The following is a 23883-nucleotide window of genomic DNA, read 5'->3' on the forward strand; positions in this document are numbered from 1 at the left end:
ATGCCTGCTATCAGGTTATCGACAGAAAGGCTGGTGTATGGCTACCGCCAGGGGCAGGGCTTTTTTGCACCGCTGAATTTGTGCTGTCGGGAAGGGGAGATTACGGCGATTCTGGGCGCGAACGGCAGAGGAAAAACGACGCTGCTGAATACGCTGATGGGGCACTTATCCCCGCTTTCCGGGACGATCCAGCGCAAGGGGCACATTGGCTTTGTGCCGCAGATATTTACACCGCCGTTTTCCTACAGTGTTCTGGATATGGTGCTGATGGGGCGTGCGGCGCATGTGCGGCTGTTTGCCATGCCTTCCGCGCATGACATCACCGTTGCCCGGAATGCGCTGACCATGCTGGGGATCGCGTCCCTTGCTGAATGTGAGTTTAGCGCGTTGTCCGGCGGACAGCGGCAGCTCGTGCTTATCGCGCGTGCATTAGCCTCGGAGTGTCAAATGCTGATTCTGGACGAACCGACGGCAGCGCTTGATGTGCAAAATCAGGCGCAGGTGCTGCGGTTATTGAAGCATCTGGCTAAAACGCAGCACCTGAGCATCCTGCTGACTACACACGATCCCTCCCACGCGCTGGCCATTGCGGAGCAGGCGCTGCTGCTGATGGATCATCAGCATTACCTTTATGGTCGCTGTGATGAGGTTGTGACGGAGGAAACGCTATCGCGCTTGTACGGCATTCCTATGTGGCAGGTCTGCGTGGAGATGTCACCGCAGCCTTATCGTGCGCTGATACCGATATTGACGATGACGGAGCTACCATGACCGATCCCCTTCGCTTATATGCGGCTGGTAGCCTGCGCCTTGCCTTGACGCCTTTGTTGGCGACGTTCGGCGAACGCTATGCGGTGGATGTCGCGCCGACTTTTGGCCCAGCGGGACTGCTGAGTGAAAAAATAATACATGGCGACGCGGTAGATATTTTCGCATCGGCAAACTGCGCGCATCCTTTACGCTTGAAAGCGCTGGGGCTGGCGGAGGAAACCACTGTGTTTACGCGCAACCATCTTTGTATTGTGATGCGTAACGTGCCGGAGCTCACCGCGCAATCCTGGCTGATGGCGCTCCTTGACCCACGTTTTGTGCTGTCAACTTCCACGCCCGGCAGCGATCCCGGCGGGGACTATGCGTTCCAGCTCTTTGATCGCATCGAACGTTTACATCGGGGCTGGGGGAATCAATTGCGTGACAAGGCGAAACCGCTGGTGGGCGGGGGGCTCGATCAGGCGATCCCGGCGGGCATGACGGCCGCAAGTTACCTGATTCGGAGCGGGCAGAGCGATATGCATATTAGCTATGCCAGCTATCTGCCGTTACTGCTTAATCAACCTGATCTGCATGTGGTTCATTTGCCCGATCCGTATCGTATCGATGCCGAATACATGTTGGCTATCATGAAACCGGCTCGGCGTGAGGCGCGGCTGCTGGCGAACTACCTTTTATCGCCTGAAGGGCAGAGTTTTCTGGTGAACAAAGGATTCGCCTCACTGTTTTAGCCGTGGAGCGAGAGGTAAATCGGTCAACGATGACGAACTCTGCTATGATTGCGGCATATTTGCGTCGCTCTTTGGCTCGGCGTCACCTTTCGTTATCTCGTCCTTGGTAGAGTAATCACTGTGAGTACAACCTCTTTTTCTTCCCTCGCGCTGCCAGCAGAGCAGTTATCCAATCTTAATGAACTGGGCTATACCGAAATGACGCCTGTTCAGGCGGCGACGCTGCCAGCCGTTCTGAGCGGTGCAGACGTGCGTGCCAAGGCGAAGACCGGTAGCGGCAAAACGGCGGCATTCGGCATCGGGCTGTTGGATCGTATTGTCGTGAGCGACTTTACCACGCAGGCGCTGGTGCTGTGCCCGACGCGTGAACTGGCCGATCAGGTCAGCAAAGCGCTGCGTCGTCTAGCTCGTTTTGCGCAAAACATTAAGATTCTTACGCTATGCGGCGGTCAGCCGATGGGTCAGCAGCTCGACTCGCTGGTTCACGCACCACATATTGTTGTCGGGACACCAGGACGTATTCAGGACCATTTACGCAAACAGTCACTGTCTCTGGATAGCCTGAAAGTGCTGGTGCTGGATGAAGCAGATCGCATGCTGGACATGGGTTTCACTGACGCGATTGATGATGTGATTTCTTATACGCCGTCCGATCGTCAAACCCTGTTATTTTCCGCCACGTACCCGGAAGAGATCGAACAGATCAGCGCGCGCGTTCAGCGTCAGCCGCAGCGTTTTGAGGTTGCTGATGATGTGGAAGAGTCGGCCATCGAACAACGTTTCTATGAGACGACGAAAGAGCAGCGCCTGCCGCTGTTGATTGCGATTCTGGGTCATCATCAGCCTTCGTCCTGTGTGGTGTTCTGTAACACCAAGCGCGACTGCCAAAGCGTGTTTGACGCGCTGGATATGCGGGGGATTAGCGTATTGGCGCTGCATGGCGATCTGGAACAGCGCGATCGCGATCAGGTTCTGGTGCGCTTTGCTAACCGCAGTTGCCGTGTGCTGGTGGCAACCGATGTGGCGGCCCGCGGTCTCGACATCAAAGAGTTGGAACTGGTCGTGAATTTTGAGCTGGCTTTCGATCCTGAAGTCCACGTTCATCGCATTGGCAGAACGGGTCGTGCGGGTATGCAGGGGCTGGCCGTCAGCCTGTGTACGCCACAGGAAATGAACCGCGCTAATCTGATTGAAGACTATCTCGGTATGCGCATTAAATGGGCATCGGCGGATAGCCTTGATCGCAGTGGTGAGGTTACGCTGGAACCTGAGATGATGACGCTGTGTATTGATGGGGGCAGAAAAGCGAAAATCCGTCCCGGCGATATCCTCGGCGCATTAACCGGCGATGCGGGATTAACGGCAGCAGAAGTCGGGAAGATTGATATGTTTCCGCTGCATGCGTATGTCGCTATCCGTAAAGCCAGTGCTAAACGCGCGTTTCAGCAGTTCCAGAAAGGTAAAATCAAAGGAAAAAGCTGTAAGGCCAGATTGTTAAAGTAACCAGTGGTTGATATACCAGGCAGTGTAAGATGACGTCGCTGGGTAACAGACCGGGGTGTTAAGTGCGTACAGACAACAGAAATCGATCGGCGGCTGACGGAAGCGAGCCAGCAGCTAACAATGGTGCTGGTGCTGGTGCTGGTGCTGGGACTGCGAGACAGCGATGACGAGCATTGGCAAAGCCATTGGGAACGGCGTTTTCCTCACTGGCACCGTATACGCCAGCGGGAATGGTATCAGGCTGATCTGGATCGTTGGGTGTTGGCGATCCGCCGTGAGCTTAGCGTCTGTACACAGCTCGTGATTCTGATCGGCCATAGCTTTGGCGCACTGGCTTCCTGTCATGTGGTGCAACAAGGTCAGGAAGGGATTGCTGGTGTGATGCTGGTTGCGCCTGCCGAACCCATGCGCTTTGAGATTGACGAGCGTATTCATGCTACGCCGCTGCCGGTTCCGGCACTGACCGTTGCCAGCCATAACGATCCATTGATGAGTTTTATTCGCGCCCAATACTGGGCGCATGCGTGGGATAGTGAACTGATTGATGTCGGTGAGGTGGGGCATATTAATGCAGATGCGGGGTTTGGCTCATGGGAGTACGGCCTGACAAGATTAGCTGAGTTTTCAGAGAAACTCATTGCTAGTCGTTAATAGGCCAATTTTCTATCGAGTAGCCGTGTTCCATTATTAATGGTAACGTTATATTTTTCTTTAATGCCAAGGCAACGAGTTTATTTGTCTTGGCATTTATCTCTTATTAAGACACTTCTTCCATGTTGCCCGAACCGTGCAACATTTCCTGAATCTGCTGATAAACTTCGGCCGCAGATAAATTGCTATAGGATGTTTTGCTCTCAAAATGTAATACTTGTTCCCCACCGGAACTATGAAGTGCCCCCATGAGTGCCAGATCTTCTTGTGTAATACGTTCTCCTGTAAAAGCATCAAACATTTCGGAGTTGCCATCCGGGTATTTAACTACGGAAATGAGTTTGCCGTTGTACAAAGGAATGCCTGTCATTGCCAGAGAGTATTCGGTGGCGGCTTTCTGCTGTGTTTTGATCTGTTCAGGCTGGAGGGTATCATTCTCCTCAGACGCCCGTTTCTTTTGAGAAGACAGTGTGACTTTGGTGCTCTCGTTCGAGCCTTGCATATTTTGAGAGTCGGAGTTTGTTGATGTGTCAGTTTTATTTCCCGCGCTGATAGCTGCAACGACCGTTGGGTTGGCTGCAGCACCAATAGGAGGCATGGTCGCTGGGGTTGTTGCATTCACTATTTGAATATCTGGGATCACCACAGTATAACTCCTTCTTATATCTATTTAATGCTGGTAATGGCTTTTACCAGTGAGTTACTTTAGTGTGTTAAAACCACGTACGAATACCGCAATCGCTGAAATATCAGGCTATCAACACTTGCAGGGAAATCGTCTTCCCTGGAAAAGAAGAGGCATCAATCTGCTGAGTATAATTTCCTGTTATTCAACACTATGACGTTAACGAAGTGGTTCATTCAGAACACGGTTAATGTAAAACAGTATTTATGCCAAGCACTATTTATGCAAAATGCAATTGCATTAAAAAAAACCTATCGCAAAAGGTATCGGCTGTTTTTTCTGCTTCATTAATATCCAAAAGGTATAAGATTTAACCTTTTGATTACCAATCGTGCGATCTTATGTGACCAAATGTCTCTATTTTTGAAAAATAGCAAATTATCATGGTATTAGCATGATGCAGTGATATCGTTTGAAACGTATGTGCTCTACAAGCGCGGGGGAACGCTATACACTGTTTTCCTCGTCTTTTTCCTGTCTTAAGGAGCCTTATGTCTAGCATTAAACTAACGGTTAACTATCTGTATAGGCAATCTGGTGAAACGCGTGAAGCGTCACAAGCGACAGCCCGCGTTTTTGTTGGTGATGAACTCATCGCTACCGAGGTGATTACCGGTATGACGGAAAGTCCGGTTAATAAATATTTGCACCACTCAGGGCCAGAATCGCTCCCCTTGCGTATTGAATGGGATTGCGAGGGAACAACAGCGATGACGGTGTCTGAGGTGGAAATTTGCTCCTGCTGCCACCATGATTAGCCTGATAAACTAAGCCGTTTTTGAACGGTTTTGCTTCATGATTTACAGATAACCAACACAATGCGAGTTGTAGATAAACCCACGCACGAGCAGCTTGAAGGATGACGGGTAGACAAGGTGAATATGATGAAATTAGCGGTATCAACCTTAATAGCCTGTGGACTGTGGACGGCAACCGCACATGCCGGCTGGTATGTCGTGAGTAACTACGAGGGCCAAATCGGGCCTTATCCGGTACATTTCTCATTGCAGAAATACAGTATCGACCAAGAGAAGAACCTTCTGGGCAGTTATTTTTACGATAAATACAGAGCGCCGATCCCTTTGTATGGGCGCATCTCGGGAACGTCGCTTCAGCTTTGCGAAATCCATACCCCGCAGGATTATGATAAGTATATCGTTCAGGGTGTTAAGTCTGACACCGACATAACACATTGCCCGTTTGCATTGACGGAAACGGGGGAGGATCTCCGCGGCGTGTGGTCGAACGGGAAAGCGCGCTATGATGTTAGCTTACGCCGTGTGGCATCCTTTGACGATAGCACGCAGCCTGCCAAGATCGAAGGGCAAGTCGATATTCCTTTCTGGGGGCAAACGGCGACTCACAGCTTCGTTGGTGTGTATCAAAACAGCGATACGGGGATGGTTGTTGAGGGAATTAAGGCGATTAACAAGAAGAATGGCAATGTCGATCAGCTTCTTGAGCCTGATTTTCAGCAATGTCAGTTTGGCTTTTTCATGACCCCGGTTTATATGAATATTGAAAATGGTGGAGATAATCGCAGCATTATGCTGAATTGTTATTCCCACGGCGGAGGCGATATTCTGCTGGAATATCGTTTCGATACGGCAACGCAGCGTTATAACGTGGTCGGAGAATAAAAGCTCTAATCGGTAGGGGCTTTCCTGATGTTATCTATAAATATCTGAATTATTTTGCAGGCTAAATATATGTGTTTTTATTGTTGGAAATAAATGATTTTCCTTTTCTTTTTTTTCTTGTTACAAGTGTTGTTTCCTACACTTTAACCATGGTCCATGACTATGGCTGCATTTTTTTAAAAGGACTATTTTTATAAAGGAGTTAATATGCTTTCAGGAAAAAAAACGATTCTGGCAGGCTCAATATTGTTCGCGACTTTTTCTTCACATGCAGATAATTTCCCTAAACTGAATCAGGCTTTGCCATCAGGAATTGATGCGCGAGCGATTGCGCCGGTATTTGACTTTGATACGGATGGCTGTCTTCCAAGTGCTGGCATAAGCCGTAACGGTTTGCAGAATGGCGGATTGAAGCCATCAGGAAATATAACGGGAGGGTGCCGATGGAGTAACTTTCTCGACTCATCAAATACATTGCACCGATACGCCTGTGTTAATTCCGGTGGTTCTCGCTATTGCGGTAGCTTCTATGCACTCTATTTTTTGAAAGACCAGATATTAAGTGGAATAAATTCGGGCCATCGTCATGATTGGGAACATGTTGCAATCTGGACTAAGAATGGCGTCGTGACACATGGTAGCTACAGTGCACATGGTAAATTAACGACCAAAGATGCGTCGAGTATAGATAAGCAGGATGGTCATCTAAAATTTGTTTATCACAAAGACGGCATATTAACCCATGCCTTCCGTTTTTCTAAAACGAATGAAGAGGCGGAAAATCCATACAATAAATTTGTTACACCAGATATTATAAGCTGGTATTCAATGTATGGTGATGGCATTAATAATCAAGAGTTGCGTAACCGATTAAACTCGTTTGACTACGATTCAGCCTCTATTCCGCTTAAAGACAATAATTTTCTGAATAACTTGAATAATGGCCGACCAGCCGGTTACCCGGAATTTACAGATGCCAGTATAGCGGCGTCGAAATAATCACGATCGAAGAGGTATGGTTAAGCATGCCTCTCTGTGCTCCAGCAGCGGCAACGGTGGATCGTTGGGGCCGGTAGAGCGGTTACGTGTGATCGGAGCCTGATAGGTGGAACCATCTTCCCGTGTCACGGTCACGCCAAAGTAAAAATTATCGCCACCGCGCGGATCGGGCATGATGTGAGTCAGCTCCCGCGCTTTCATTGGCTTGCCATCATCGGCCAGTTCATCAGGTCGTATCGCTAATTCAGGCTGAAGAATGCTATTGGTGGCGGCAATCACTTTCGGGTCATCTGGGTTGATTTGCCCTGACATCAGCGCGGGTGCGCGTGATTTGAGGTATAAGGCGCTTTGTGCGGCATTGGGATTGGTCAGAAAATCAGGATTTAGCGCGGTGTAAAACTGCTGTGCATCAGGGGGAAGCTGTGACCATAAACGGGTTGCGGTGTCTTTATCGTTGGCGCGGGCGGATAGCGTGATGCCCTCAGCCGGATTCCCGTAGCGTGTGGTCATTTCCTGTAGTTGCTGCTGGCGCTGCTGCCGCTTTTCACCCGCTTGGGAAACGGCTAGGGTTCCCGCTGAAATATCGACGCGGCGTTTGTCCAGTGCGCGATCCTGAACTTTGTTTTCCTGCTCGATACCTTGCTGTTGAAGCAGGTTATTGTAATCGCGTTCATCGGTAGGCTTTTGCCAGTTCTGGGTGTTAACCGCCATGTCATAGTTTCTGTCGGCGTTTTTCTGCTGAGATTTAAGCTGTTCATTAGCGGCCTCCCGCTGCTGCTCCAGCCCTGCCGCCTTCTGCATACCTTGTAACCCTTGCTGGCGCGTTTGTGCCGTAATATCAATTAAGCCGTATGACATCGTATTTACTCCTGCTCAAAAAGAGGTTGTGCCAACATGCTCACTGCTTCTGGCAGGATCGGTTCTGGCTTTTCCATGGCTCTACGGGCGATCACCGCCGCGCGGCGTTTCGCTCTAGACTGTTTGACGATCCATTCGTCGACATCAGCTTCACGCCAGCCAATAGCACGGCCTCCGGTTATGCTGAACGGTGCAGGGAATTGGTCGTTTTCCCACATCACGCGCAATGTGCCGCGATCAAGGGAGACTTTTTCACATACCGCTTTTCACGTAATATTTTCTCGCTCATGCCAGCGTGTTCCGTTGATTGAAGTGATCAACCAGATAGCGGCGCATATCGTTTAATTCGTTGGGTTCCATCGTATTTATCCATTAAAAAAGCCTGCTGGGCGAACCATGCAGGCTTGGAGGTTATGGCAGATTTTGGGCAAAAAAATACCGGAGCAGCTTTTAAGGCATACTCCGGTATCTTTCGCGAATTTAGCGCGTATTGATGAATGGGGCAAGAAGGATGTGGATTATTGTCTGGCTGGATTTGACATGCGGATACTTATTGTTATGATTGGGTCATAACAATAGTAGGGTGACATATGGAACGTGATAGTGCTTTAGATTACCTGCTGTCATTGCATGGCGAGACGGTATACCGAGAAGATGGATACTGGTGGAAAGTGGATGCCTGGGAAGTTAAAGCGACGGCTTTCATCCCGCACGGTATGCGCTGACGTTGCATGACAAGCACAATACACGGGTATTCGGAATGGATAACGCACACGCCATTAAGCCGCCCAAGAAAGGGAAATTTTCGGGTCGTCTGGTCTATGACCATGTACACCGAACGCCTGTGGATAAAGGTTATCCGTATGAGTTTGTGTCTGTCGCGCAGTTACTTGAAGATTTCTTTACCCGAATAGATGAAGTTATCGCAGAACGTGAAAAAAAGAGGTTAATACGATGAAAGCTCTGATTGGCGTTATGCCTGAAGCCGTGATCCGCGCAAGAATGCTTGCCATCGTCAAAGGTCAGTACAAGCCGGAAGAAGGGGAGCCGAAAGTCTGGTTTACTTCCATGAACGCGCTGGCGCAGGTACTCAATAATGAGAATATCGCTTTGCTGCGACTTATGGATGAACAAAAACCCGAAACCCTCACCGAACTGGCGGAAATGTCTGGTCGTCAGAAAAGCAATTTATCCGTGACGCTCAAGACACTGAATTCGCATGGTTTTGTAAGGCTGGAAAAAGTGGGCAGAAGCGTTAAGCCGATAGCCATGTTCACTGATTTTGATATTCAGGTGAAACAGGAGTTTATTGAGAAGTTTTCACCGAAAGCCGCCTGAACGTAGCCCAGCTTGCTGGGCTGTTGCTCCCTGTCTTTTTATTCCCGCCAAATTTCCCTATAGATCAGCAGAAAGGTGTCAGTTCGGTTGGTTCAGTTGGTTCACGGGCTGCTAAGCCGCGCCAGCACTGGGTTTATGTGAACCAACATAGCCCTTATTGCGTTGGTTCAGCGGTGATTTTTGTTGGTTCAGTGTGGGTTCAAAATAGAAAAAATTTTCCTTATAAAACAATGAAATTAATAAATTGAACCAACTGAACTGACTGAACTAACACATTTTCTCGCACGTAGGGGTTATTCCTGCGTAGTGTCTTCCTCTGGCATGTAGTGGATCACGTATACATTAAACTGTCGCCCATCAATACGGGTAATGCTGCCGTTGTCTGTGGCACTGTGCACACCGTTGATCCGCCGCTGTTCCCTTATGAACTCGTAAGCCACCAGCCAGCGCCACATTTCTAAATTTTGCTGATCATTAGGCTGGAAATAGCCTTTCGCTTCAGCCTTTGCCAGCGCATGGAGCACTCGCAGCCTATTCAACGGGTCATGGTCATAATGACCGCGATTCAGGCTGGAAAGGGCATAATCAAACGGGTGACACGTCGCTGCCTTGTATTCGCCTTCATGCGCAGATGCCCAATGATCGGCAGAATGTCATCATCGAACATGCGGCCCAGTTCCAGTGCGTATCCCTCTGACCACACTTGCCGCTTGTGGGCATACCATTCTTTGAAGATAACGCCGAATTGGTCGCTGTGATTTTCTTTCTTCTTGCGCTGCTGTTTTGCCTCTGCCGGATCAGAGCCAGACTTTACCAGTATCTTTGCGTCTGCTGTTTTTGCTCTTGCCTCTGTTAGAGACATGTCGGGATATTCACCTATGACCAGCGTTTTTTCTTTCCCGTCGAACCGGTAGCGCAACCGCCAGACCTTCTTTCCGGCAGGAGTAACAAACAGGAATAATCCCCCTGAGTCTGCAAGGCGGTAGCCCGAATCCTTGGGCTTGGCGATTTCTATCTGTTTGACGGTCAGCATGTGGGCATAATCTAGCGGGCATTTTTAACTGTGCCCACAATATGCCCGCAAAAGTTTGAGGCAGTCAACGAACTTTAGCGAACGATGACGAACGATGATTTTGTGTGATTGTTGTTTTTACAGGGATTTTGTGGGCTTCGGCGGAGGTGTGCGAACTTGCGAATGGTGTCCCCAGCAGGAATCGAACCTGCAACTAGCCCTTAGGAGGGGCTCGTTATATCCATTTAACTATGGAGACGTGAAGCCAAGCTATTATACGCATTTTCACTCTGAGAATAAGCACTTAACGGCGCGTTTGCTCAAAGTGTCGGCAATCGGCGTGCTTACGGGCATTCTTTTTCCTCGTTTTTATGCCTTTTTGGGGTTTTTGTGCGGTATGGATGGCTCATGTCGCTACGAATTTTCGCATGGCTGATGAGTGCGAAAATAAAGGTGCCGCCGATGATATTCCCCACCAGCGTGGGCAAGGCAAACGGCCAAATGAACGCCTGCCAAGATATTTGGCCAATGAACACAAGGTAGAAAATCTCTGAGGCACCAGCGACGATGTGGGTGAGGTTACTGAAAGCAATCATCCAGGTCATGATGATAATAATCCACAGTTTGGCGGAGTAGGCACGCGGCAGCATCCAGACCATAGTAGCAATAATCCAGCCGGAGACGACGGCATTGGCGAACATCTCTGTTGGCGAGTTTTTCATGACCTTCATGGCGATATCAACTAATGCCTCTCGCGTTTCGCCATCAAAAACGGGCATGTAGGTGAAGGCGAGGGCGGCCAAAGCTGTACCGATCAGATTACCAGTCAGCACGACGAACCATAATCGACCGAGCAGATAGAGATTGCTGCGTGTGGGTTTATGCATGATGGGAAGCACCGCCGTGACGGTATTTTCGGTAAACAGTTGCTGGCGTGCCATAATGACAATCACAAAGCCGATGGTGTAACCGAAACACTCCAGTAGAAAGCCGCCGGGTACATCAACCAACGGGTTGTGGAGCATGCCGACTGCCATGAATGAGGTACCCATGGAAATCCCTGCGGCAATTGCCGACCACAATAGCGCCATCGCATCGCGTTCCAGTTCTTTTTGTCCCTCCTGACGGATCTCTTCATGGATCGCGGCGGCAGGAGAAGGCAAATGATCTTCATCCACATCGATCGCTTTTCCTTGCGTGCTTTCCTCACTCTCTACCGCAACGTCTTTCTCTTGCCGGATTTGCCTGGATTCTGAAGATGGATTCATCGCGATTCTCTCGACGAGTGGGCGGTTAACGGTACTGACGTTGAGGTGCGAACACCGACAACTCTGATGATAAGCGTAGTCAGTTTTTACATTATTGGATGGGCAGGGTGGCTCACTGATTTAGGCTGGGAGTGCTATGCTGTGAAGGGAGCGATGAAATACCGTGCTGTCGTCCACGCTGGAACGCGTGTCGTACCGATGCCGCGAGTTGCCCCGATAAGAAAAATGGCAAACCTCTGAAAATGCAGTAATACGTAAGCCAACGTAGCGATGGAGCCATAAAATGTTACACTGTTGGCCGATATCCCGTCCTTGTCGCTCAGCCTGATAGGCTGGGGCTGATACTGGGAATACCCATTTTCGGTCGCGGGTATAGCACACTATAAATCAGGGAGAACAGATATGAATTACCGCCTGAGTGGGGTGGTGTTTGCCAGCGTGTTACTGATCGGCTGCGCCAGTTCCGGGGATCGCGATCAAGAAGGTCGTTCCGATCCGCTTGAAGGCTTTAACCGTACCATGTTCAGCTTTAACTATGACGTTCTGGATCCTTATCTGGTGCGTCCTGCGGCTGTTGCCTGGCGCGATTATGTGCCGACGCCTGCGCGTAACGGATTGGGAAACTTCTTCAGCAACCTGGAAGAGCCAGCAACGATGGTGAACTACTTTGTTGAAGGTAAACCGTATAAAGCGATGATTCACTTTAACCGGTTCTTCCTGAATACCTTACTTGGGATGGGCGGTCTGATTGACGTTGCGTCAATGGCGAATCCGAAACTGGCGAAAGAAGAGTCTCGCCGCTTTGGTAGCACATTGGGTAATTATGGCGTGGGGTACGGGCCTTATGTCGTGGTGCCCGGCTATGGTAGCGTGACACCCCGTGAAGACGGCGGTGGTGTAGTGGATACGCTGTATCCGATGCTGAGCTATCTGACGCTCTGGATGTCTGCGGGCAAATGGGCTATCGAAGGAATAGAAAGGCGAGCGCAATTGTTAGATTCCGACGGTCTGCTGCGTAACTCTTCCGATCCTTACCTGATGATGCGTGAAGCCTACTTCCAGCGGCATGATTTCCTTGCCAGTGATGGGCAAATCACCCCGCAGAAGAACCCGAATGCGGCAGCGATTGAAGACTCGCTCGACGAGATCGATTCAGCGAAATAGTGTTGCATCGTATCGCCCCCTTTCACAGGCACCTTCGGGTGCCTGTTGCTTTTATAAAACATGGCTAAACTTATTGTTACCCTACTGCTCCTGTGGTTTGTTTCTCAAAAGTTATTACTTTGTTGTCCATTTATTTACTTACTAAAATTTATTTCCTTTCGTCAGATAACAATAATGCAACGTCGTTAACCGCTACTGATGCCCGTCACGGCTGAAATGTGTCAGCATGCTGATTTTTTTGTTAGCAAGGTGATTAACAAAAAGGTCATAAAAATGATGCCTTTGACTGATGGTGGTGCGGTCGTGTGTTAATGAATGCCTGGAATTCTATTTACCTGCACTGATAAAAATAGAGATATAAGCATGAAAAAACTACTTGCTATGTTCTTCTGCCTGAGCGTGGTGATTAACGCCCCACTGGTGATGGCTGAAGAAGCTAAAACGACAGAGAAGACAACGGATGTGGTACTGATCGGCGGGGGCATTATGAGCTCTACGCTGGGCGTGTATTTACAGGAACTGCAACCCGATTGGTCTATCGATATGGTTGAGCGTATGGACAACGTGGCGGAAGAGAGTTCTAACGGTTGGAATAATGCCGGTACGGGTCACTCGGCCTTTATGGAACTCAATTACACGCCGGATAATCCCGATGGCCCAATCAATATCAGTAAAGCGCTGGAAATTACCGAGTCTTTTGAAGTCTCACGCCAGTTCTGGTCCTATCAGGTGAAAAATGGCGTGCTGAATAATCCGCACTCTTTCATCAATAGCGTGCCGCACATTGCCTTTGTCTGGGGGGATGAGAACACCGCTTTCCTGAAACACCGCTATGATGCGATGCAACATAGCACGCTGTACCGTGGCATGGAGTTCTCTGACGATCCCGATACGATCAAAACGTGGGCGCCGCTGGTGATGGAAGGTCGCGATCCGGCTCAGAAGATTGCGGCGACCCGCATGCCTATCGGTACTGACGTGAACTACGGTGAAATCACCCGCCAGTTGGTTGGTGCGATGAAAACCAAGTCCAACTTTGCGCTGCACCTGAATTCAGAAGTGCGTGATATCAAGCGTAATGCGGACAACACCTGGAGCGTGACTTACGCCGATCTGAAGAACGGCGAGAAAGAGAGCGTGATTAAGGCGAAGTTCGTCTTTATCGGTGCGGGTGGGGCAGCACTGTCGCTGCTGCAGAAATCCGGTATTCCTGAGGCCGATCTGTACGGTGGCTTCCCGGTTGGTGGCGAGTTCCTGGTGACAGAAAACCCGGAAATCGTGAAGCGCCACATGGCAAAAGTTTATGGTAAAGCTTCCGTGGGTGCACCGCCGATGTCCGTTCCTCATCTGGATACGCGTATTTTTGATGGTAAGCCAGTACTACTGTTCGGGCCGTTTGCTACCTTCTCCAGCAAGTTCCTGAAAAACGGTTCGCTGTGGGATCTGGTTGGTTCCGTGACCTTCTCCAACATTATGCCGATGACGCACGTCGGTCTGGATAACTTCGATCTGGTGAAGTATCTGGTCGGTCAGGTCATGATGGATGACGATGATCGTTTTGCCTCGCTGCAAGAATACTTCCCTAACGCGAAGAAAGAAGACTGGAGACTGGCGATTGCTGGCCAGCGCGTGCAGATTATCAAGAAAGATGATGAGAAAGGCGGCGTACTGAAGCTGGGTACGGAAATCGTCAGCTCTCAGGATGGTTCGATTGCGGCACTGCTGGGCGCTTCTCCGGGCGCGTCTACCGCCGCGCCGATTATGCTGAGCCTGCTGGAAAAAGTGTTTAAAGATAAAGTGGCGACGCCAGAATGGCAGGGCAAACTGAAAGAGATCGTTCCATCCTATGGTCAGAAGCTGAACGGTAATATTGAAATGACCAATAAAATCCGCAGTTACACCAGCAGCACGCTGGGCCTGGACTATATTGAGGTTAAATCTGAGTAATCGGTATTAGCCAGAAATAACGATGTAAGGCCGCGAAAGCGGCCTTTTTTTGTGCTTTCGCATCGGTACATGCAAGCAATAAAAAAGCAGGTAAGTTGCCTTACCTGCTTTATCACATTCTATGCGGTAGAGAAATAAGAACGTCTGTTCTTATTTAGAACGCATCGTTTTTAGAACGCATAGTTGAAGTTTACGCCGTACAGCCAGGCTTTACCTTTGGAGCTGAACGTGTAGCTTGGCGAACCTGCTCTATCAGAGATAGGTTCGCTGATATCAACTTGTTTACCGTGCATGTAGGACACGCCAACGTCCACAGACGCGTCTTTATTAAATGCATAGGTGGTACCTGCGCTCAACCAGAAACGATCCTGATCCGGGATGGAAATAGAACGTTTGTCAGCGGGTACCGGGCTATCATCAAACGCGATACCGCCGCGGAACGTCCAGTTATCGTCATGATAGTAGGTGGTACCGAGTGCGATACGGTAAGCATCACGGAAGCTTTCATCTTTATGGAACAGAGTCTGGCCGTTGCTGCCCGTCGCTTTCAGTTCCTGGAATTGGCTCCAACTGGTATAGGCCAGACTGTAGTGCACTGCCCACTTCGGTGCTACGCGATGGTAGGCTGAGGCCTCCCACATCTCTGGTAGGTTGAGCGTTAGCTTGCCAGGAATTTTCGCACCACCAGTACCGTTCAATGCTGTTGCTGCTGTTGGGAGGTTGTTGCTGTAATCGCCGTTAAAGTCGATATCGACTTTAGAACGATAGGTCAGGCCGAATCGGTTATTTTCGTCCACTTCATACAGAATACCTGCGTTCCAGCCGTATCCCCATTCTTTACCTTCCAGACGAGCCACTTCTGAGGAAGGGCCAGCGACCACCCCTTGTAATCCACCCGCAGCGGTAGGTACATTTGCCAATTCACCTGCCCGGCGAACAATCTTGGCATCAGCATAGACAGCATTGACACCCAGCCCGAAGCTGAAATGCTGGTTAAGACGGTAGGCGGCGCTCAGGTTCAGATTCGACGTCACCAAATCGGTTTGCCCGCCGATAGAGCCCGCGGCATAGTTATCATTGAACTCCGTCGCCAGACCGTAGTTGGTGGTCGCAGAGGCACCAATTGCCCACTGCTCATTGAGCGGCATGATGAAATGCAGGTTCGGTACCCAGGCGTGCGGCGCGATATTCTTGGCGCTGGTATTCTGCCCCGTCAGGGAGTTTTTGCCCTGAACATCGATATCCGGGTTGATATAGGTAACACCACCAGAGAAGGACGGGCGGTCAAACATGGTCATGGTCGCCGGGTTACGGCTACCGGAGGCCGCATTATCGGCTACGGCACCTTCACCAGAAAATGCACGTCCCAGACCCGATGAAGAGTATTCATTTAGCTGGAAACCAGCTGCTGACACATTTGCTGAAAACAGTGCCACCGCAACAGCAATTGTGGATTGTTTGAACAGGTTTTTCTGGTTCATGACCAAAACCTCTTTATATGCTTGTTATTTAACGTTGTTACACGGGGTAACAAGGGACGCGCATTGTAGGGGGCGCACTCAGCCTGACAAATCAGACCAGTTGCCAAAGTATAAGTTGGGAATACGATAATGTTGCGTTCGTGTATTAAGAATATTTCCAAAATGATGCAAAATTTAGATCTGCTTAACGTTTTAGTTAATTTGTGTGAAGAGATATTACTCGGTTTTTACTGCCGTATAACACCTTAATGTGATTGATATCACTAAAATTACTGGCTGGCATGAAGTGCTGGCACTGCTTTGGGATGAGGGAGTAAAATATAAAGAAGATAGAAAATATTTGAACTGGATCATAATCTCCCGCGTCTTAAGAGTAAGAGGAAAGTAGCATGGCGAACGTAATCAACAAATGCAGTGCTGAAGAAACCGCAGCCTGCTGCTGTGTCGATGTTGGCACAATCATGGATAACACAGATTGCACAGCGTCTTACAGCAAGGTTTTCGGCGATCGTTCTGACGCGGAAGCGGCGCTGGCCGCCCTGACGGCAAAAGCGCGTGCGGTAGAGTCTGACCCTTGCGACATCGTTAGCACACTGGAAGACGTAGACGGTGGCGTTAAACTGGACATCGATTTTACGTTCAGTTGCCAGGCTGAAACGATGATTTTCCAGCTCGGCCTGCGTTAATTTTTGTCCCGGCAGGAGCCTTCTGTGGCTTCTGCCCGTCACGGTTTCCACTAATGCATTACCTCGCCTCTATTCCTTCTGTTGCTGCTATTTCTTCACTTTTGTTCGCTGCTACTCGCTGCTCTTCACACTTTTGTGTTGCGTGACTTTGCGTAATGTAACCATCTGGTTAACAATGAAATCAGGTCTGACCTGTTGTGCGCGCAATTTATTTTTGGCTAACGGAAGTATTTTTGGTTAACGGGAGTATTTTCGGTTAACAGGAGTGTTTATGAGTGAGGTATTACCTCTGATAACCCGCCGTGGCGATCGCATTGCGTTCGTGAGCGGATTACGCACCCCATTTGCCCGGCAGGCAACGGCCTACCATGGCGTACCGGCCCTCGAATTAGGGAAGCTCGTCACCAGTGAATTACTGGTTCGCACCGGTATCGATCCTGCGTTGATCGAGCTAGTGGTGTTCGGACAGGTTGTCCAAATGCCTGAAGCGCCGAATATCGCCAGAGAGATCGTGCTTGGCACGGGAATGAGTGTGCATACCGATGCCTACAGCGTGTCACGCGCCTGTGCGACCAGTTTTCAGGCGGTTGCCAACGTGGCAGAAAGTATTATGGCGGGTACGGTGGAAGTCGGTATTGCTGGTGGCACGGATTCCTCTTCTGTGCTGCCTATTGGTGTCAGCAAAGCGTTGGCCAGAACGCTGGTGGATATGAACAAAGCCAGAACGCTGGGCCAGAAGTTAAAGCTGTTAAGCGGCCTGCGCCCGAAAGACCTGCTGCCGGTTGCCCCCGCCGTGGCGGAGTATTCCACCGGGTTGCGTATGGGCGACACCGCTGAACAGATGGCAAAAACCTACGGCATCACGCGTGAAGAGCAGGATGAGTTGGCGCACCGTTCGCACAAGCTGGCGGCTCAAGCCTGGGAATCCGGCGTGCTGCGCGATGAAGTGATGACGGCTTACGTTCCACCTTATGAGAAGGCGCTGAGCGAAGATAACAATGTGCGCCATGATTCCGCACTGGAGCAGTATTCCCGTTTACGCCCGGCGTTTGACCGCCGGCATGGTTCGGTCACGGCGGCCAACAGTACGCCGCTGACGGATGGCGCGGCGGCCGTTTTAATGATGAGTGAATCCAAAGCGAAAAGTCTGGGGCTTACGCCGTTAGGCTACCTGCGCAGCTATGCATTCAGCGCCATCGGCGTGCAGCGCGATATGTTGCTGGGGCCGGCTTATGCCTCTCCGCTTGCGCTGGCAAGGGCTGGAGTGAAGCTGGCTGATTTGACGCTCATTGATATGCACGAAGCCTTTGCCGCTCAGACGCTGGCAAACCTCAAACTGTTTGCCAGCGATGAGTTCGCGCGTCATCAACTGGGTAGGAATGCCGCGCTGGGTGAGGTAGATCGCGCTAAGTTCAATGTGCTGGGGGGCTCCATTGCCTATGGACACCCCTTTGCGGCCACCGGCGCGAGGATGATTACCCAAACGCTGAATGAACTGCGCCGTCGCGGCGGCGGACTGGGATTAACCACCGCCTGCGCGGCGGGCGGGCTGGGTGCGGCAATGGTACTGGAGGTGGCGCCATGAACGATCAACAGCCTTTCTCTGCCATAACGGAAAGCCCCTCTGCCTTTTCCCTCACGATTCGGCCGGATAATATCGGTGTGATCGGCATTGACGTGCCCGGTGAGAAGGTAAACACGTTAAAAAGCGAATTTGCGCAGCAGATTCTTTCGGTCTTCGAGCAGGCGCGACAACATGCGACGCTCAGGGGGCTGATCCTGATTTCCTCCAAACCTGATTCGTTTATCGCGGGTGCGGATATCACCATGTTGAATCAGTGCCGCAGCGCTGAACAGGCTGAAAATCTGGCAAAGCAGGGGCAGGAAACCTTTGAGCAGATTGCTGCATTACCGTTCCCCGTGGTGGCCGCGATTCACGGTGCCTGTCTGGGCGGCGGGCTGGAACTGGCATTAGCCTGCGATTATCGCGTTTGCTCGCTGGATGAAAAAACGGTGCTGGGGTTACCGGAAGTGCAGCTTGGACTCCTTCCCGGATCAGGCGGAACGCAGCGTTTGCCGCGGTTGATTGGTCTGGATAGCGCGCTCGATCTCATTCTGACCGGTCGCCATCTCCGCGCGAATCAGGCGTTACGGCAGGGGCTGGTCGATGAGGCAGTTCCGCACGATATCCTGCTGGATACCGCAGTCGAGATGCTCAAAAAAGGAAAACGTAAAGTGGAGCCGCTAGGCTGGCGGTCGCGCCTGCTGAGCAGTCCGGGCATTCGCCATGTACTTTTCAAGATGGTGAAGCGTAAAACCCGTGCGAAAACACACGGCAACTATCCGGCTACCGAAAAAATTATTCAGGTGGTACGCCGGGGAGTGGAAAAGGGCCGTGAAGAAGGATACCGACAGGAGGCGCGGGCGTTCGGCAAGCTGGTGATGACGCCAGAATCTGCCGCGCTGCGCCACCTGTTCTTTGCTTCCAACGCGTTAAAGAAAACTACCGGTGCGGCTTCTGATACCAAGCCGATTCACCACGTCGGCATTCTTGGCGGTGGGTTGATGGGGGGAGGGATCGCCAGTGTGACGGCGACGCGCGGGCAGTTGCCGGTGCGTATTAAAGATATCAATGAGCAGGGCATCAACCATGCGTTGAAATACAACTGGCAACTGCTGACCAAGCGCGTCCAGAGTAAACGAATGAAGCCGACGGAGCGTCAGCGGTTGATGACGTTGATTTCTGGCAGTACGGACTATCGCGGGTTTGAACATGCGGATATTGTCATTGAGGCTGTCTTTGAAGATCTGGCGCTGAAGCGGCAAATGGTGGCGGAGATTGAAGATCACGCCGCGCCGCATACGATATTCGCGTCAAACACCTCATCGCTGCCAATCCACCAGATTGCGGAGGGCGCGCGTCGTCCGCAGCAGGTTATTGGCCTGCACTATTTTAGTCCGGTGGACAAAATGCCGCTGGTTGAGGTGATTCCTCATGCTCACACCAGTGCAGAGACGGTTGCAACGACGGTTGCCCTGGCGAGAAAGCAGGGGAAAACCGCGATCGTCGTGGGCGACAGCGCCGGTTTTTATGTGAACCGCATATTGGCGCCTTATATCAACGAAGCGGCTTACTGCCTGTTGGAAGGGGAGCCGATTGAATCGATTGATTATGCGCTGGTGCGTTTTGGTTTCCCCGTCGGCCCGCTTGCGCTGCTTGATGAAGTGGGCATCGATGTTGCGACCAAAATTGTGCCGGTATTACGTGAAGAGCTAGGCGAACGCTTCACCTCCCCGCCCGCGTTTGATGCGATCCTGAAAGACGGGCGCAAAGGACGTAAGAATGGGAAAGGGTTCTATCGATACAATAAAACGCGCCGTTTCTGGCACGTGGAGAGAGAGGTCGATAGCTCGATTTACCCGCTGCTGGATGTGACGCCGAAAGCCCATATCGACCCCGCGCTCATCAGTCAGCGTGGTGTAATGATGATGTTAAATGAGGCCGCGCGTTGTCTGGACGAAGGGGTAATCCAGTGTGCCCGCGACGGTGATATCGGCGCGGTATTTGGCATTGGTTTTCCCCCTTTCCTCGGAGGGCCATTCCACTACATGGATCGTCTGGGAATGGAAACGGTGGTGAAAACGCTGCTGGTGCTGCAACAGCAGTATGGCGATCGGTTTGCCCCCTGTGAACGTTTGCTCGCGATGCGGGAAGAACGGCTGACGTTTTATCCGCCAACCGATGTGGACGGTAGCGCTAGTTGATCGTGACGTTGATCGTCACCGTGTCTTTATACGCCCCCTCCGGTTTGCTGGCCTGACTGGCGTTAATGCGGGCGGTGTACGGGATACTCTGTGTAATCCCCGTACCCGTTCCGCTGTAATCGTTTGTTTCGGTCCAGGCGATATTACCGGTGCGGTAGAGCTGATATTGCAGGTAGTAAGGGGTGCCGCTGACGGTTGCCGTCATTCTGCGCCAGTTGGCATCGTCGGGATGCGTACTGACGAGCTTGACGGTATACGCGCCCAGCAGCGTACAGCGCACTCCGAGGCTATTGCTGACTGCCGCAAAATCGGCGGGAAACGCCGCTGTGCCAAAGCTGATATTCGGTGCACTGGTGATCTGGCAATCATTGGTGATATTCATGGTGATATTGAGGGTGGAAACTAATGTTCCTGTGTCATACGCACACAGTCCCAGTAGACCAAGGGTACAAATACTATAATCCCATTTGATGGTGACCGTATCCGTGTAACTCCCTGCGGCAACATTGTTGCCTATACTGGTTCGGATAAAGAGTGGCATGGTGCCATCAGGTGAATTGAAGAGACCGAATAGATCCAAAAGTGTTGTGCGGGACCATGTGTAGGTCGAACCGATGTTATAGAGCGTCCCGCAACCAGAATCTATACACAGGCTGTAGGGAACATAATCGGTGCTTGTCCCCCTGCGCATTCGCATGGTGGTACCGCTGGGGTTGCTGTCAGCCTGTATGGTGGCGGTAATCGTGTTGGTACTGACTAAACTCAACAGACTTCCCGTACAGCGAAAACCGCTCCCTGACTGGACGACCTGCGGTGTGCCGTTAACGCCGACAATGGAAGATGCATATGGCCCCAACGTGGTAGAGCTCGGGGGAATGGTACAGTCGGCGTAGCTAGAAGGCGCGTAATACAGCGCTACCAGCAAGAAAGCCAGACGTAGCCAGCAGGCGGATCGCCGATTGGCGGGGAAGACGTGCTGGATTGTCGGTATCGTGGTCAGCATCATGTTATCCTTTTGGGTCAGTCGTCTGGCAGGTGAGTGGGCCGATGGTTGCCATCATGGTCTGTGATTCCGGCAGTGAGAATTCCACCCGGCAAAGCCGCCCGTCTTCTTGTTTAAAACGTAAGCGGTTAGCGGTTCCCAGATTGGCGAAGTAGGCCAGACCATCGTAGCCGCTGATGGTAGTGTCACCGCTGATTTCGTCGGTGATCCAGGTGCCGATGGTGAGCGGGTTGCCCTCCGAATTGCGCAGCCTGATGTTGGCGGAACGCACGACATGAATGGGGAATTTCACGATGGTGCCGCTGCCTTCTTTGACCGACACGTGTGATTCCACCTGTGGTGTGGTGACGTTGGCTGGCAGTTGTAACGTATCGATTTCCAGTTTCGCGGGGTAGTTGGATACCACCCATGGTACGAGTAAGTGGCCGCTTTTGTTGGTTTTCCCTACCAATTGGTTTTCATATTTTACCGGGACATCGGGGTATCCTTCGGTATCGACCACAATAAAGGCGTCGTTGATGCGGTTGCTGGGAAAAAGCCCTCCGTTCATGTAGATCAGCGAGCCGCTCAGTTCCCCCCACTGCGTGGTATCGCCTTCGTTGCCATAGGTTCCGCCAGCCATCATGGCATAAGGGCCGCGCCAGTTCAGTGAGCCCTGGTGATAAGGGTTTCTTCCCGCGCCATAGGCGGCGTTCCAGCCAAATCCACCTTCTGTCGGCGCGGTGCGGTTTACCCCTACGCGCGGTGAATAATCGCCATTGCTATCGCGCTGAACGCCGGCATTGATGCTGCCGTTTCTACCAAAAGGCATCACGAACTGGAGCTGGGCGCTGTAGCCGTTTTCTCCCAGTGCCTTGTTAAAGGCGAGGTAAATGGAGCTGTCTTGCCAGACCTGACGGCTGAAAGAGAGATTCAGCAGACGGGTACGGGTTGAGTCGTACGCGCGGATGTCGAAGTAACCCACGCCGAATGAGCCATTGCCTTCACCAAACAACTGGCTGCTGAGCGTCGCCTGATAGCTTTCCCGACTGAGGCGGCCTTCCGTGAGTACGGCGGCTAAATCGCGGTACTTCTCACTGCGTTTAGCGTGTTGAACGCTCAGGCCAAAGGCGGAACTGTAGTAAGAATAGCCTGTGGTGTATTGGTGTCCGGTGGCTTCCTTTTCGCTCTGGCTGTAGGAAGAACTCAGCGTTCCCCAGCGGCCGACGGTAAAATCCCCCCCTGCGCCGAGCAGATACAGATCCTGTACGGCCTCCCCATGTGCCGATAGCGTCAGTTTATTGGTCAATCCGTAGCGATAGATACCGCTGACGGCAGGGTCGTCAGTGTAGGAATTATTCCGTATGCCATAGTCCCGGCGCAAAACACCAACGGACAGATCGAAATCGCTCAATCCCTCTCTCAGCAACGCGTTGGAGACATAAAAAGGAATCGTGGTAGAAACCTGCCGCCCTTGAGCGTCCGTGGTAATCACCGTCGCTTCCCCTGCGCCATTCAGGTAAGGCGTATTGGTGAGGGTGAACGGACCCGCGTTCAGGTTCGTGCTGTTGGCTTTATAACCGTTAATAAACAAGTCAAGCGTGCTGGGTACGGCGGCCGTACCGGTGTATTGCAGCATTGGATAGGTCACGATATCCGGGCGAAGGCCAAAATTGCGGGCGACACGCAGGCCGCCCATGCGTACCGAGTTACTCCACGTCAGGGCGTTGCTAATCAGGTCGCCAACCTGATAGGTGATCATGCGTTCGTTATCGTTATAGCGCCAATAGGTATCAAAGCGCTGATAGCCATCTTGCTGCGAGGTGCTGTTGCCCGATGTGAAATAGTAGATCCCCGTATTGGATAAGGTTCCGTAGGGGCTGAAAAAGCGCTGTTCCATCCAACTGCTGAGCGAATCTGAACTGCCGCGGGGCGAGGTGTAATAAAGGTTATAGTTGAATAGCAGGCCGGGGCTACTGCGGGCGGGGAAACGTGCCGTATCCTGCCCTCCGCCTTCAACGGATTGCTCGGGTAGCCAGTGCATGGGCACGGTGAGTTTTAGCTGCTGTATGGCCTGATCGTAATCGACGGTGACGTCTGGCAGATCGCTGATATTGACCAGCCCCACGCTTTGCTCTGACAGGCGAATGTGATTCTGGCGCAGCGCGGCCGCATCCACATAATAGTTCCCGGCACGATACGTGACAGGGACTACCGCGTTATCGCTCTGTCCGTTGACGGAAAGTGTTAAATAATAGACGGATTCGCTGAGCGAGGGCATCGCGCTGGGGGGCGCGGGGAGATCGGTATACTCTTCCGCGAGAAGGGTCGCAGAATAAAACAGCGCAAGCGGGGCGCACATGAGCAGGAGAAAGGCACCTGTTTTGTGCGTCATGCTACAT

24 protein-coding genes and 1 tRNA gene are annotated in these 23883 nt (G+C 51.4%); 15 read left to right on the forward strand and 10 right to left on the reverse strand.

The window, feature by feature from the left end; genetic code table 11:
* The 4 genes from O1Q74_RS06340 (at position 1) to O1Q74_RS06355 (ending at position 3656) form a co-directional block, all read left to right on the forward strand.
* Positions 1 to 771, forward strand: coding sequence for an ABC transporter ATP-binding protein (locus O1Q74_RS06340; protein ID WP_271877190.1), 771 nt, complete (start codon positions 1 to 3; stop codon positions 769 to 771).
* Positions 768 to 1502, forward strand: a complete 735-nt coding sequence (locus O1Q74_RS06345) for a molybdate ABC transporter substrate-binding protein (RefSeq protein ID WP_180777611.1) — start codon at positions 768 to 770, stop codon at positions 1500 to 1502. Before O1Q74_RS06340 ends, O1Q74_RS06345 begins: the two co-directional genes overlap by 4 nt.
* Positions 1503 to 1622: 120 nt before the next feature.
* Complete coding sequence (dbpA, locus tag O1Q74_RS06350) at positions 1623 to 3005, forward strand: ATP-dependent RNA helicase DbpA (RefSeq protein WP_271877195.1); 1383 nt, start codon at positions 1623 to 1625, stop codon at positions 3003 to 3005.
* 120 nt (positions 3006 to 3125) lie between these two features.
* On the forward strand, positions 3126 to 3656 hold the full coding sequence (locus O1Q74_RS06355) for an alpha/beta hydrolase (RefSeq protein WP_271877198.1): 531 nt from the start codon (positions 3126 to 3128) through the stop codon (positions 3654 to 3656).
* A 106-nt stretch (positions 3657 to 3762) separates the two neighbouring features.
* Here the strand turns inward: O1Q74_RS06355 and O1Q74_RS06360 are convergent, their stop codons facing one another.
* A complete protein-coding gene (locus O1Q74_RS06360) occupies positions 3763 to 4302 on the reverse strand; it encodes a hypothetical protein (protein WP_271877202.1) in 540 nt (179 codons plus the stop codon).
* Positions 4303 to 4832: 530 nt separating this feature from the next.
* Here O1Q74_RS06360 and O1Q74_RS06365 point away from each other — a divergent pair.
* The 3 genes from O1Q74_RS06365 (at position 4833) to O1Q74_RS06375 (ending at position 6980) form a co-directional block, all read left to right on the forward strand.
* Positions 4833 to 5099 (forward strand): hypothetical protein, encoded by a 267-nt coding sequence (locus O1Q74_RS06365; RefSeq protein ID WP_271877206.1) that lies wholly within the window; start codon positions 4833 to 4835, stop codon positions 5097 to 5099.
* Positions 5100 to 5225: 126 nt separating this feature from the next.
* Complete coding sequence (locus tag O1Q74_RS06370; RefSeq protein ID WP_271877209.1) at positions 5226 to 5981, forward strand: hypothetical protein; 756 nt, start codon at positions 5226 to 5228, stop codon at positions 5979 to 5981.
* A gap of 207 nt (positions 5982 to 6188) precedes the next feature.
* Entirely contained in the window at positions 6189 to 6980 is a 792-nt protein-coding gene (locus O1Q74_RS06375) for an NPP1 family protein (RefSeq protein ID WP_271877211.1), read from the forward strand.
* On the opposite strand, the gene O1Q74_RS06380 is transcribed toward O1Q74_RS06375, so the two are convergent.
* Both O1Q74_RS06380 and O1Q74_RS06385 read right to left on the reverse strand, forming a co-directional pair.
* Positions 6981 to 7838 carry a hypothetical protein gene (locus O1Q74_RS06380; RefSeq protein ID WP_271877213.1) on the reverse strand — a complete coding sequence of 286 codons (858 nt, stop codon included), beginning with the start codon at positions 7836 to 7838 and terminating at the stop codon, positions 6981 to 6983.
* Between the two features lie 5 nt (positions 7839 to 7843).
* Complete coding sequence (locus tag O1Q74_RS06385) at positions 7844 to 8056, reverse strand: helix-turn-helix transcriptional regulator (protein WP_271878790.1); 213 nt, start codon at positions 8054 to 8056, stop codon at positions 7844 to 7846.
* A 372-nt stretch (positions 8057 to 8428) separates the two neighbouring features.
* Here O1Q74_RS06385 and O1Q74_RS06390 point away from each other — a divergent pair, with 372 nt between their 5' ends.
* From O1Q74_RS06390 to O1Q74_RS06400, 3 genes are read left to right on the forward strand one after another with little or no spacing between them, the layout of a single operon-like run.
* Complete coding sequence (locus O1Q74_RS06390; protein WP_271877216.1) at positions 8429 to 8563, forward strand: hypothetical protein; 135 nt, start codon at positions 8429 to 8431, stop codon at positions 8561 to 8563.
* A 35-nt stretch (positions 8564 to 8598) separates the two neighbouring features.
* Complete coding sequence (locus O1Q74_RS06395; protein WP_271877218.1) at positions 8599 to 8796, forward strand: hypothetical protein; 198 nt, start codon at positions 8599 to 8601, stop codon at positions 8794 to 8796.
* Entirely contained in the window at positions 8793 to 9176 is a 384-nt protein-coding gene (locus O1Q74_RS06400) for an HVO_A0114 family putative DNA-binding protein (protein ID WP_271877220.1), read from the forward strand. The genes O1Q74_RS06395 and O1Q74_RS06400 overlap by 4 nt, the downstream gene beginning before the upstream one ends.
* Before the next feature lie 293 nt (positions 9177 to 9469).
* On the opposite strand, the gene O1Q74_RS06405 is transcribed toward O1Q74_RS06400, so the two are convergent.
* The 4 genes from O1Q74_RS06405 to O1Q74_RS06420 all read right to left on the reverse strand — a co-directional run bounded on the left by O1Q74_RS06405 (position 9470) and on the right by O1Q74_RS06420 (position 11456).
* Complete coding sequence (locus tag O1Q74_RS06405; RefSeq protein ID WP_271877222.1) at positions 9470 to 9715, reverse strand: hypothetical protein; 246 nt, start codon at positions 9713 to 9715, stop codon at positions 9470 to 9472.
* Positions 9716 to 9741: 26 nt separating this feature from the next.
* On the reverse strand, positions 9742 to 10209 hold the full coding sequence (locus O1Q74_RS06410; RefSeq protein ID WP_271877225.1) for a tyrosine-type recombinase/integrase: 468 nt from the start codon (positions 10207 to 10209) through the stop codon (positions 9742 to 9744).
* Between the two features lie 163 nt (positions 10210 to 10372).
* Positions 10373 to 10447 (reverse strand) — tRNA-Arg (locus O1Q74_RS06415).
* Positions 10448 to 10532: 85 nt separating this feature from the next.
* Complete coding sequence (locus tag O1Q74_RS06420; RefSeq protein ID WP_271877228.1) at positions 10533 to 11456, reverse strand: formate/nitrite transporter family protein; 924 nt, start codon at positions 11454 to 11456, stop codon at positions 10533 to 10535.
* 402 nt (positions 11457 to 11858) lie between these two features.
* On the opposite strand from O1Q74_RS06420, the gene mlaA reads away from it, so the two are divergent.
* Positions 11859 to 12620, forward strand: coding sequence for a phospholipid-binding lipoprotein MlaA (mlaA, locus tag O1Q74_RS06425; protein WP_271877230.1), 762 nt, complete (start codon positions 11859 to 11861; stop codon positions 12618 to 12620).
* 363 nt (positions 12621 to 12983) lie between these two features.
* On the forward strand, positions 12984 to 14567 hold the full coding sequence (mqo, locus tag O1Q74_RS06430; protein ID WP_271877232.1) for a malate dehydrogenase (quinone): 1584 nt from the start codon (positions 12984 to 12986) through the stop codon (positions 14565 to 14567).
* A gap of 170 nt (positions 14568 to 14737) precedes the next feature.
* Here the strand turns inward: mqo and fadL are convergent, their stop codons facing one another.
* Positions 14738 to 16048 carry a long-chain fatty acid transporter FadL gene (gene fadL, locus O1Q74_RS06435; RefSeq protein WP_271877234.1) on the reverse strand — a complete coding sequence of 437 codons (1311 nt, stop codon included), beginning with the start codon at positions 16046 to 16048 and terminating at the stop codon, positions 14738 to 14740.
* Between the two features lie 389 nt (positions 16049 to 16437).
* On the opposite strand from fadL, the gene O1Q74_RS06440 reads away from it, so the two are divergent.
* The 3 genes from O1Q74_RS06440 (at position 16438) to fadJ (ending at position 20499) form a co-directional block, all read left to right on the forward strand.
* Positions 16438 to 16734, forward strand: a complete 297-nt coding sequence (locus O1Q74_RS06440) for a YfcZ/YiiS family protein (RefSeq protein ID WP_271877236.1) — start codon at positions 16438 to 16440, stop codon at positions 16732 to 16734.
* A gap of 271 nt (positions 16735 to 17005) precedes the next feature.
* Complete coding sequence (fadI, locus tag O1Q74_RS06445) at positions 17006 to 18319, forward strand: acetyl-CoA C-acyltransferase FadI (protein ID WP_271877238.1); 1314 nt, start codon at positions 17006 to 17008, stop codon at positions 18317 to 18319.
* Entirely contained in the window at positions 18316 to 20499 is a 2184-nt protein-coding gene (gene fadJ, locus O1Q74_RS06450; protein WP_271877240.1) for a fatty acid oxidation complex subunit alpha FadJ, read from the forward strand. The genes fadI and fadJ overlap by 4 nt, the downstream gene beginning before the upstream one ends.
* On the opposite strand, the gene O1Q74_RS06455 is transcribed toward fadJ, so the two are convergent.
* Both O1Q74_RS06455 and O1Q74_RS06460 read right to left on the reverse strand, forming a co-directional pair.
* The gene (locus O1Q74_RS06455) at positions 20492 to 21502 is read right to left on the reverse strand and encodes a Csu type fimbrial protein (RefSeq protein ID WP_271878792.1); all 1011 of its coding nucleotides are present in this window, start codon (positions 21500 to 21502) and stop codon (positions 20492 to 20494) included. The genes fadJ and O1Q74_RS06455 overlap by 8 nt on opposite strands.
* Before the next feature lie 4 nt (positions 21503 to 21506).
* Positions 21507 to 23876: a fimbria/pilus outer membrane usher protein gene (locus O1Q74_RS06460; protein ID WP_271877244.1), complete on the reverse strand. Its 2370-nt coding sequence runs from the start codon at positions 23874 to 23876 to the stop codon at positions 21507 to 21509.
* Positions 23877 to 23883 lie beyond the last annotated feature (7 nt).

The sequence above is a fragment of the Pectobacterium sp. A5351 genome (genome assembly GCF_028335745.1).
GTDB lineage: Bacteria > Pseudomonadota > Gammaproteobacteria > Enterobacterales > Enterobacteriaceae > Pectobacterium.

Coding starts and splice junctions, on each gene's coding strand:
- O1Q74_RS06345 (WP_180777611.1), top strand. CDS start 768: ATGACCGATCCCCTTCGCTTATATGCGGCTGGTAGCCTGCGCCTTGCC.
- O1Q74_RS06400 (WP_271877220.1), top strand. CDS start 8,793: ATGAAAGCTCTGATTGGCGTTATGCCTGAAGCCGTGATCCGCGCAAGA.
- O1Q74_RS06365 (WP_271877206.1), top strand. CDS start 4,833: ATGTCTAGCATTAAACTAACGGTTAACTATCTGTATAGGCAATCTGGT.
- O1Q74_RS06390 (WP_271877216.1), top strand. CDS start 8,429: ATGGAACGTGATAGTGCTTTAGATTACCTGCTGTCATTGCATGGCGAG.
- O1Q74_RS06375 (WP_271877211.1), top strand. CDS start 6,189: ATGCTTTCAGGAAAAAAAACGATTCTGGCAGGCTCAATATTGTTCGCG.
- O1Q74_RS06410 (WP_271877225.1), bottom strand. CDS start 10,209: ATGCTGACCGTCAAACAGATAGAAATCGCCAAGCCCAAGGATTCGGGC.
- fadL (WP_271877234.1), bottom strand. CDS start 16,048: ATGAACCAGAAAAACCTGTTCAAACAATCCACAATTGCTGTTGCGGTG.
- mlaA (WP_271877230.1), top strand. CDS start 11,859: ATGAATTACCGCCTGAGTGGGGTGGTGTTTGCCAGCGTGTTACTGATC.
- mqo (WP_271877232.1), top strand. CDS start 12,984: ATGAAAAAACTACTTGCTATGTTCTTCTGCCTGAGCGTGGTGATTAAC.
- O1Q74_RS06460 (WP_271877244.1), bottom strand. CDS start 23,876: ATGACGCACAAAACAGGTGCCTTTCTCCTGCTCATGTGCGCCCCGCTT.
- fadI (WP_271877238.1), top strand. CDS start 17,006: ATGAGTGAGGTATTACCTCTGATAACCCGCCGTGGCGATCGCATTGCG.
- O1Q74_RS06340 (WP_271877190.1), top strand. CDS start 1: ATGCCTGCTATCAGGTTATCGACAGAAAGGCTGGTGTATGGCTACCGC.
- O1Q74_RS06380 (WP_271877213.1), bottom strand. CDS start 7,838: ATGTCATACGGCTTAATTGATATTACGGCACAAACGCGCCAGCAAGGG.
- O1Q74_RS06370 (WP_271877209.1), top strand. CDS start 5,226: ATGAAATTAGCGGTATCAACCTTAATAGCCTGTGGACTGTGGACGGCA.
- O1Q74_RS06420 (WP_271877228.1), bottom strand. CDS start 11,456: ATGAATCCATCTTCAGAATCCAGGCAAATCCGGCAAGAGAAAGACGTT.
- O1Q74_RS06455 (WP_271878792.1), bottom strand. CDS start 21,502: ATGCTGACCACGATACCGACAATCCAGCACGTCTTCCCCGCCAATCGG.
- O1Q74_RS06385 (WP_271878790.1), bottom strand. CDS start 8,056: ATGTGGGAAAACGACCAATTCCCTGCACCGTTCAGCATAACCGGAGGC.
- O1Q74_RS06440 (WP_271877236.1), top strand. CDS start 16,438: ATGGCGAACGTAATCAACAAATGCAGTGCTGAAGAAACCGCAGCCTGC.
- O1Q74_RS06395 (WP_271877218.1), top strand. CDS start 8,599: ATGGATAACGCACACGCCATTAAGCCGCCCAAGAAAGGGAAATTTTCG.
- fadJ (WP_271877240.1), top strand. CDS start 18,316: ATGAACGATCAACAGCCTTTCTCTGCCATAACGGAAAGCCCCTCTGCC.
- O1Q74_RS06355 (WP_271877198.1), top strand. CDS start 3,126: ATGGTGCTGGTGCTGGTGCTGGTGCTGGGACTGCGAGACAGCGATGAC.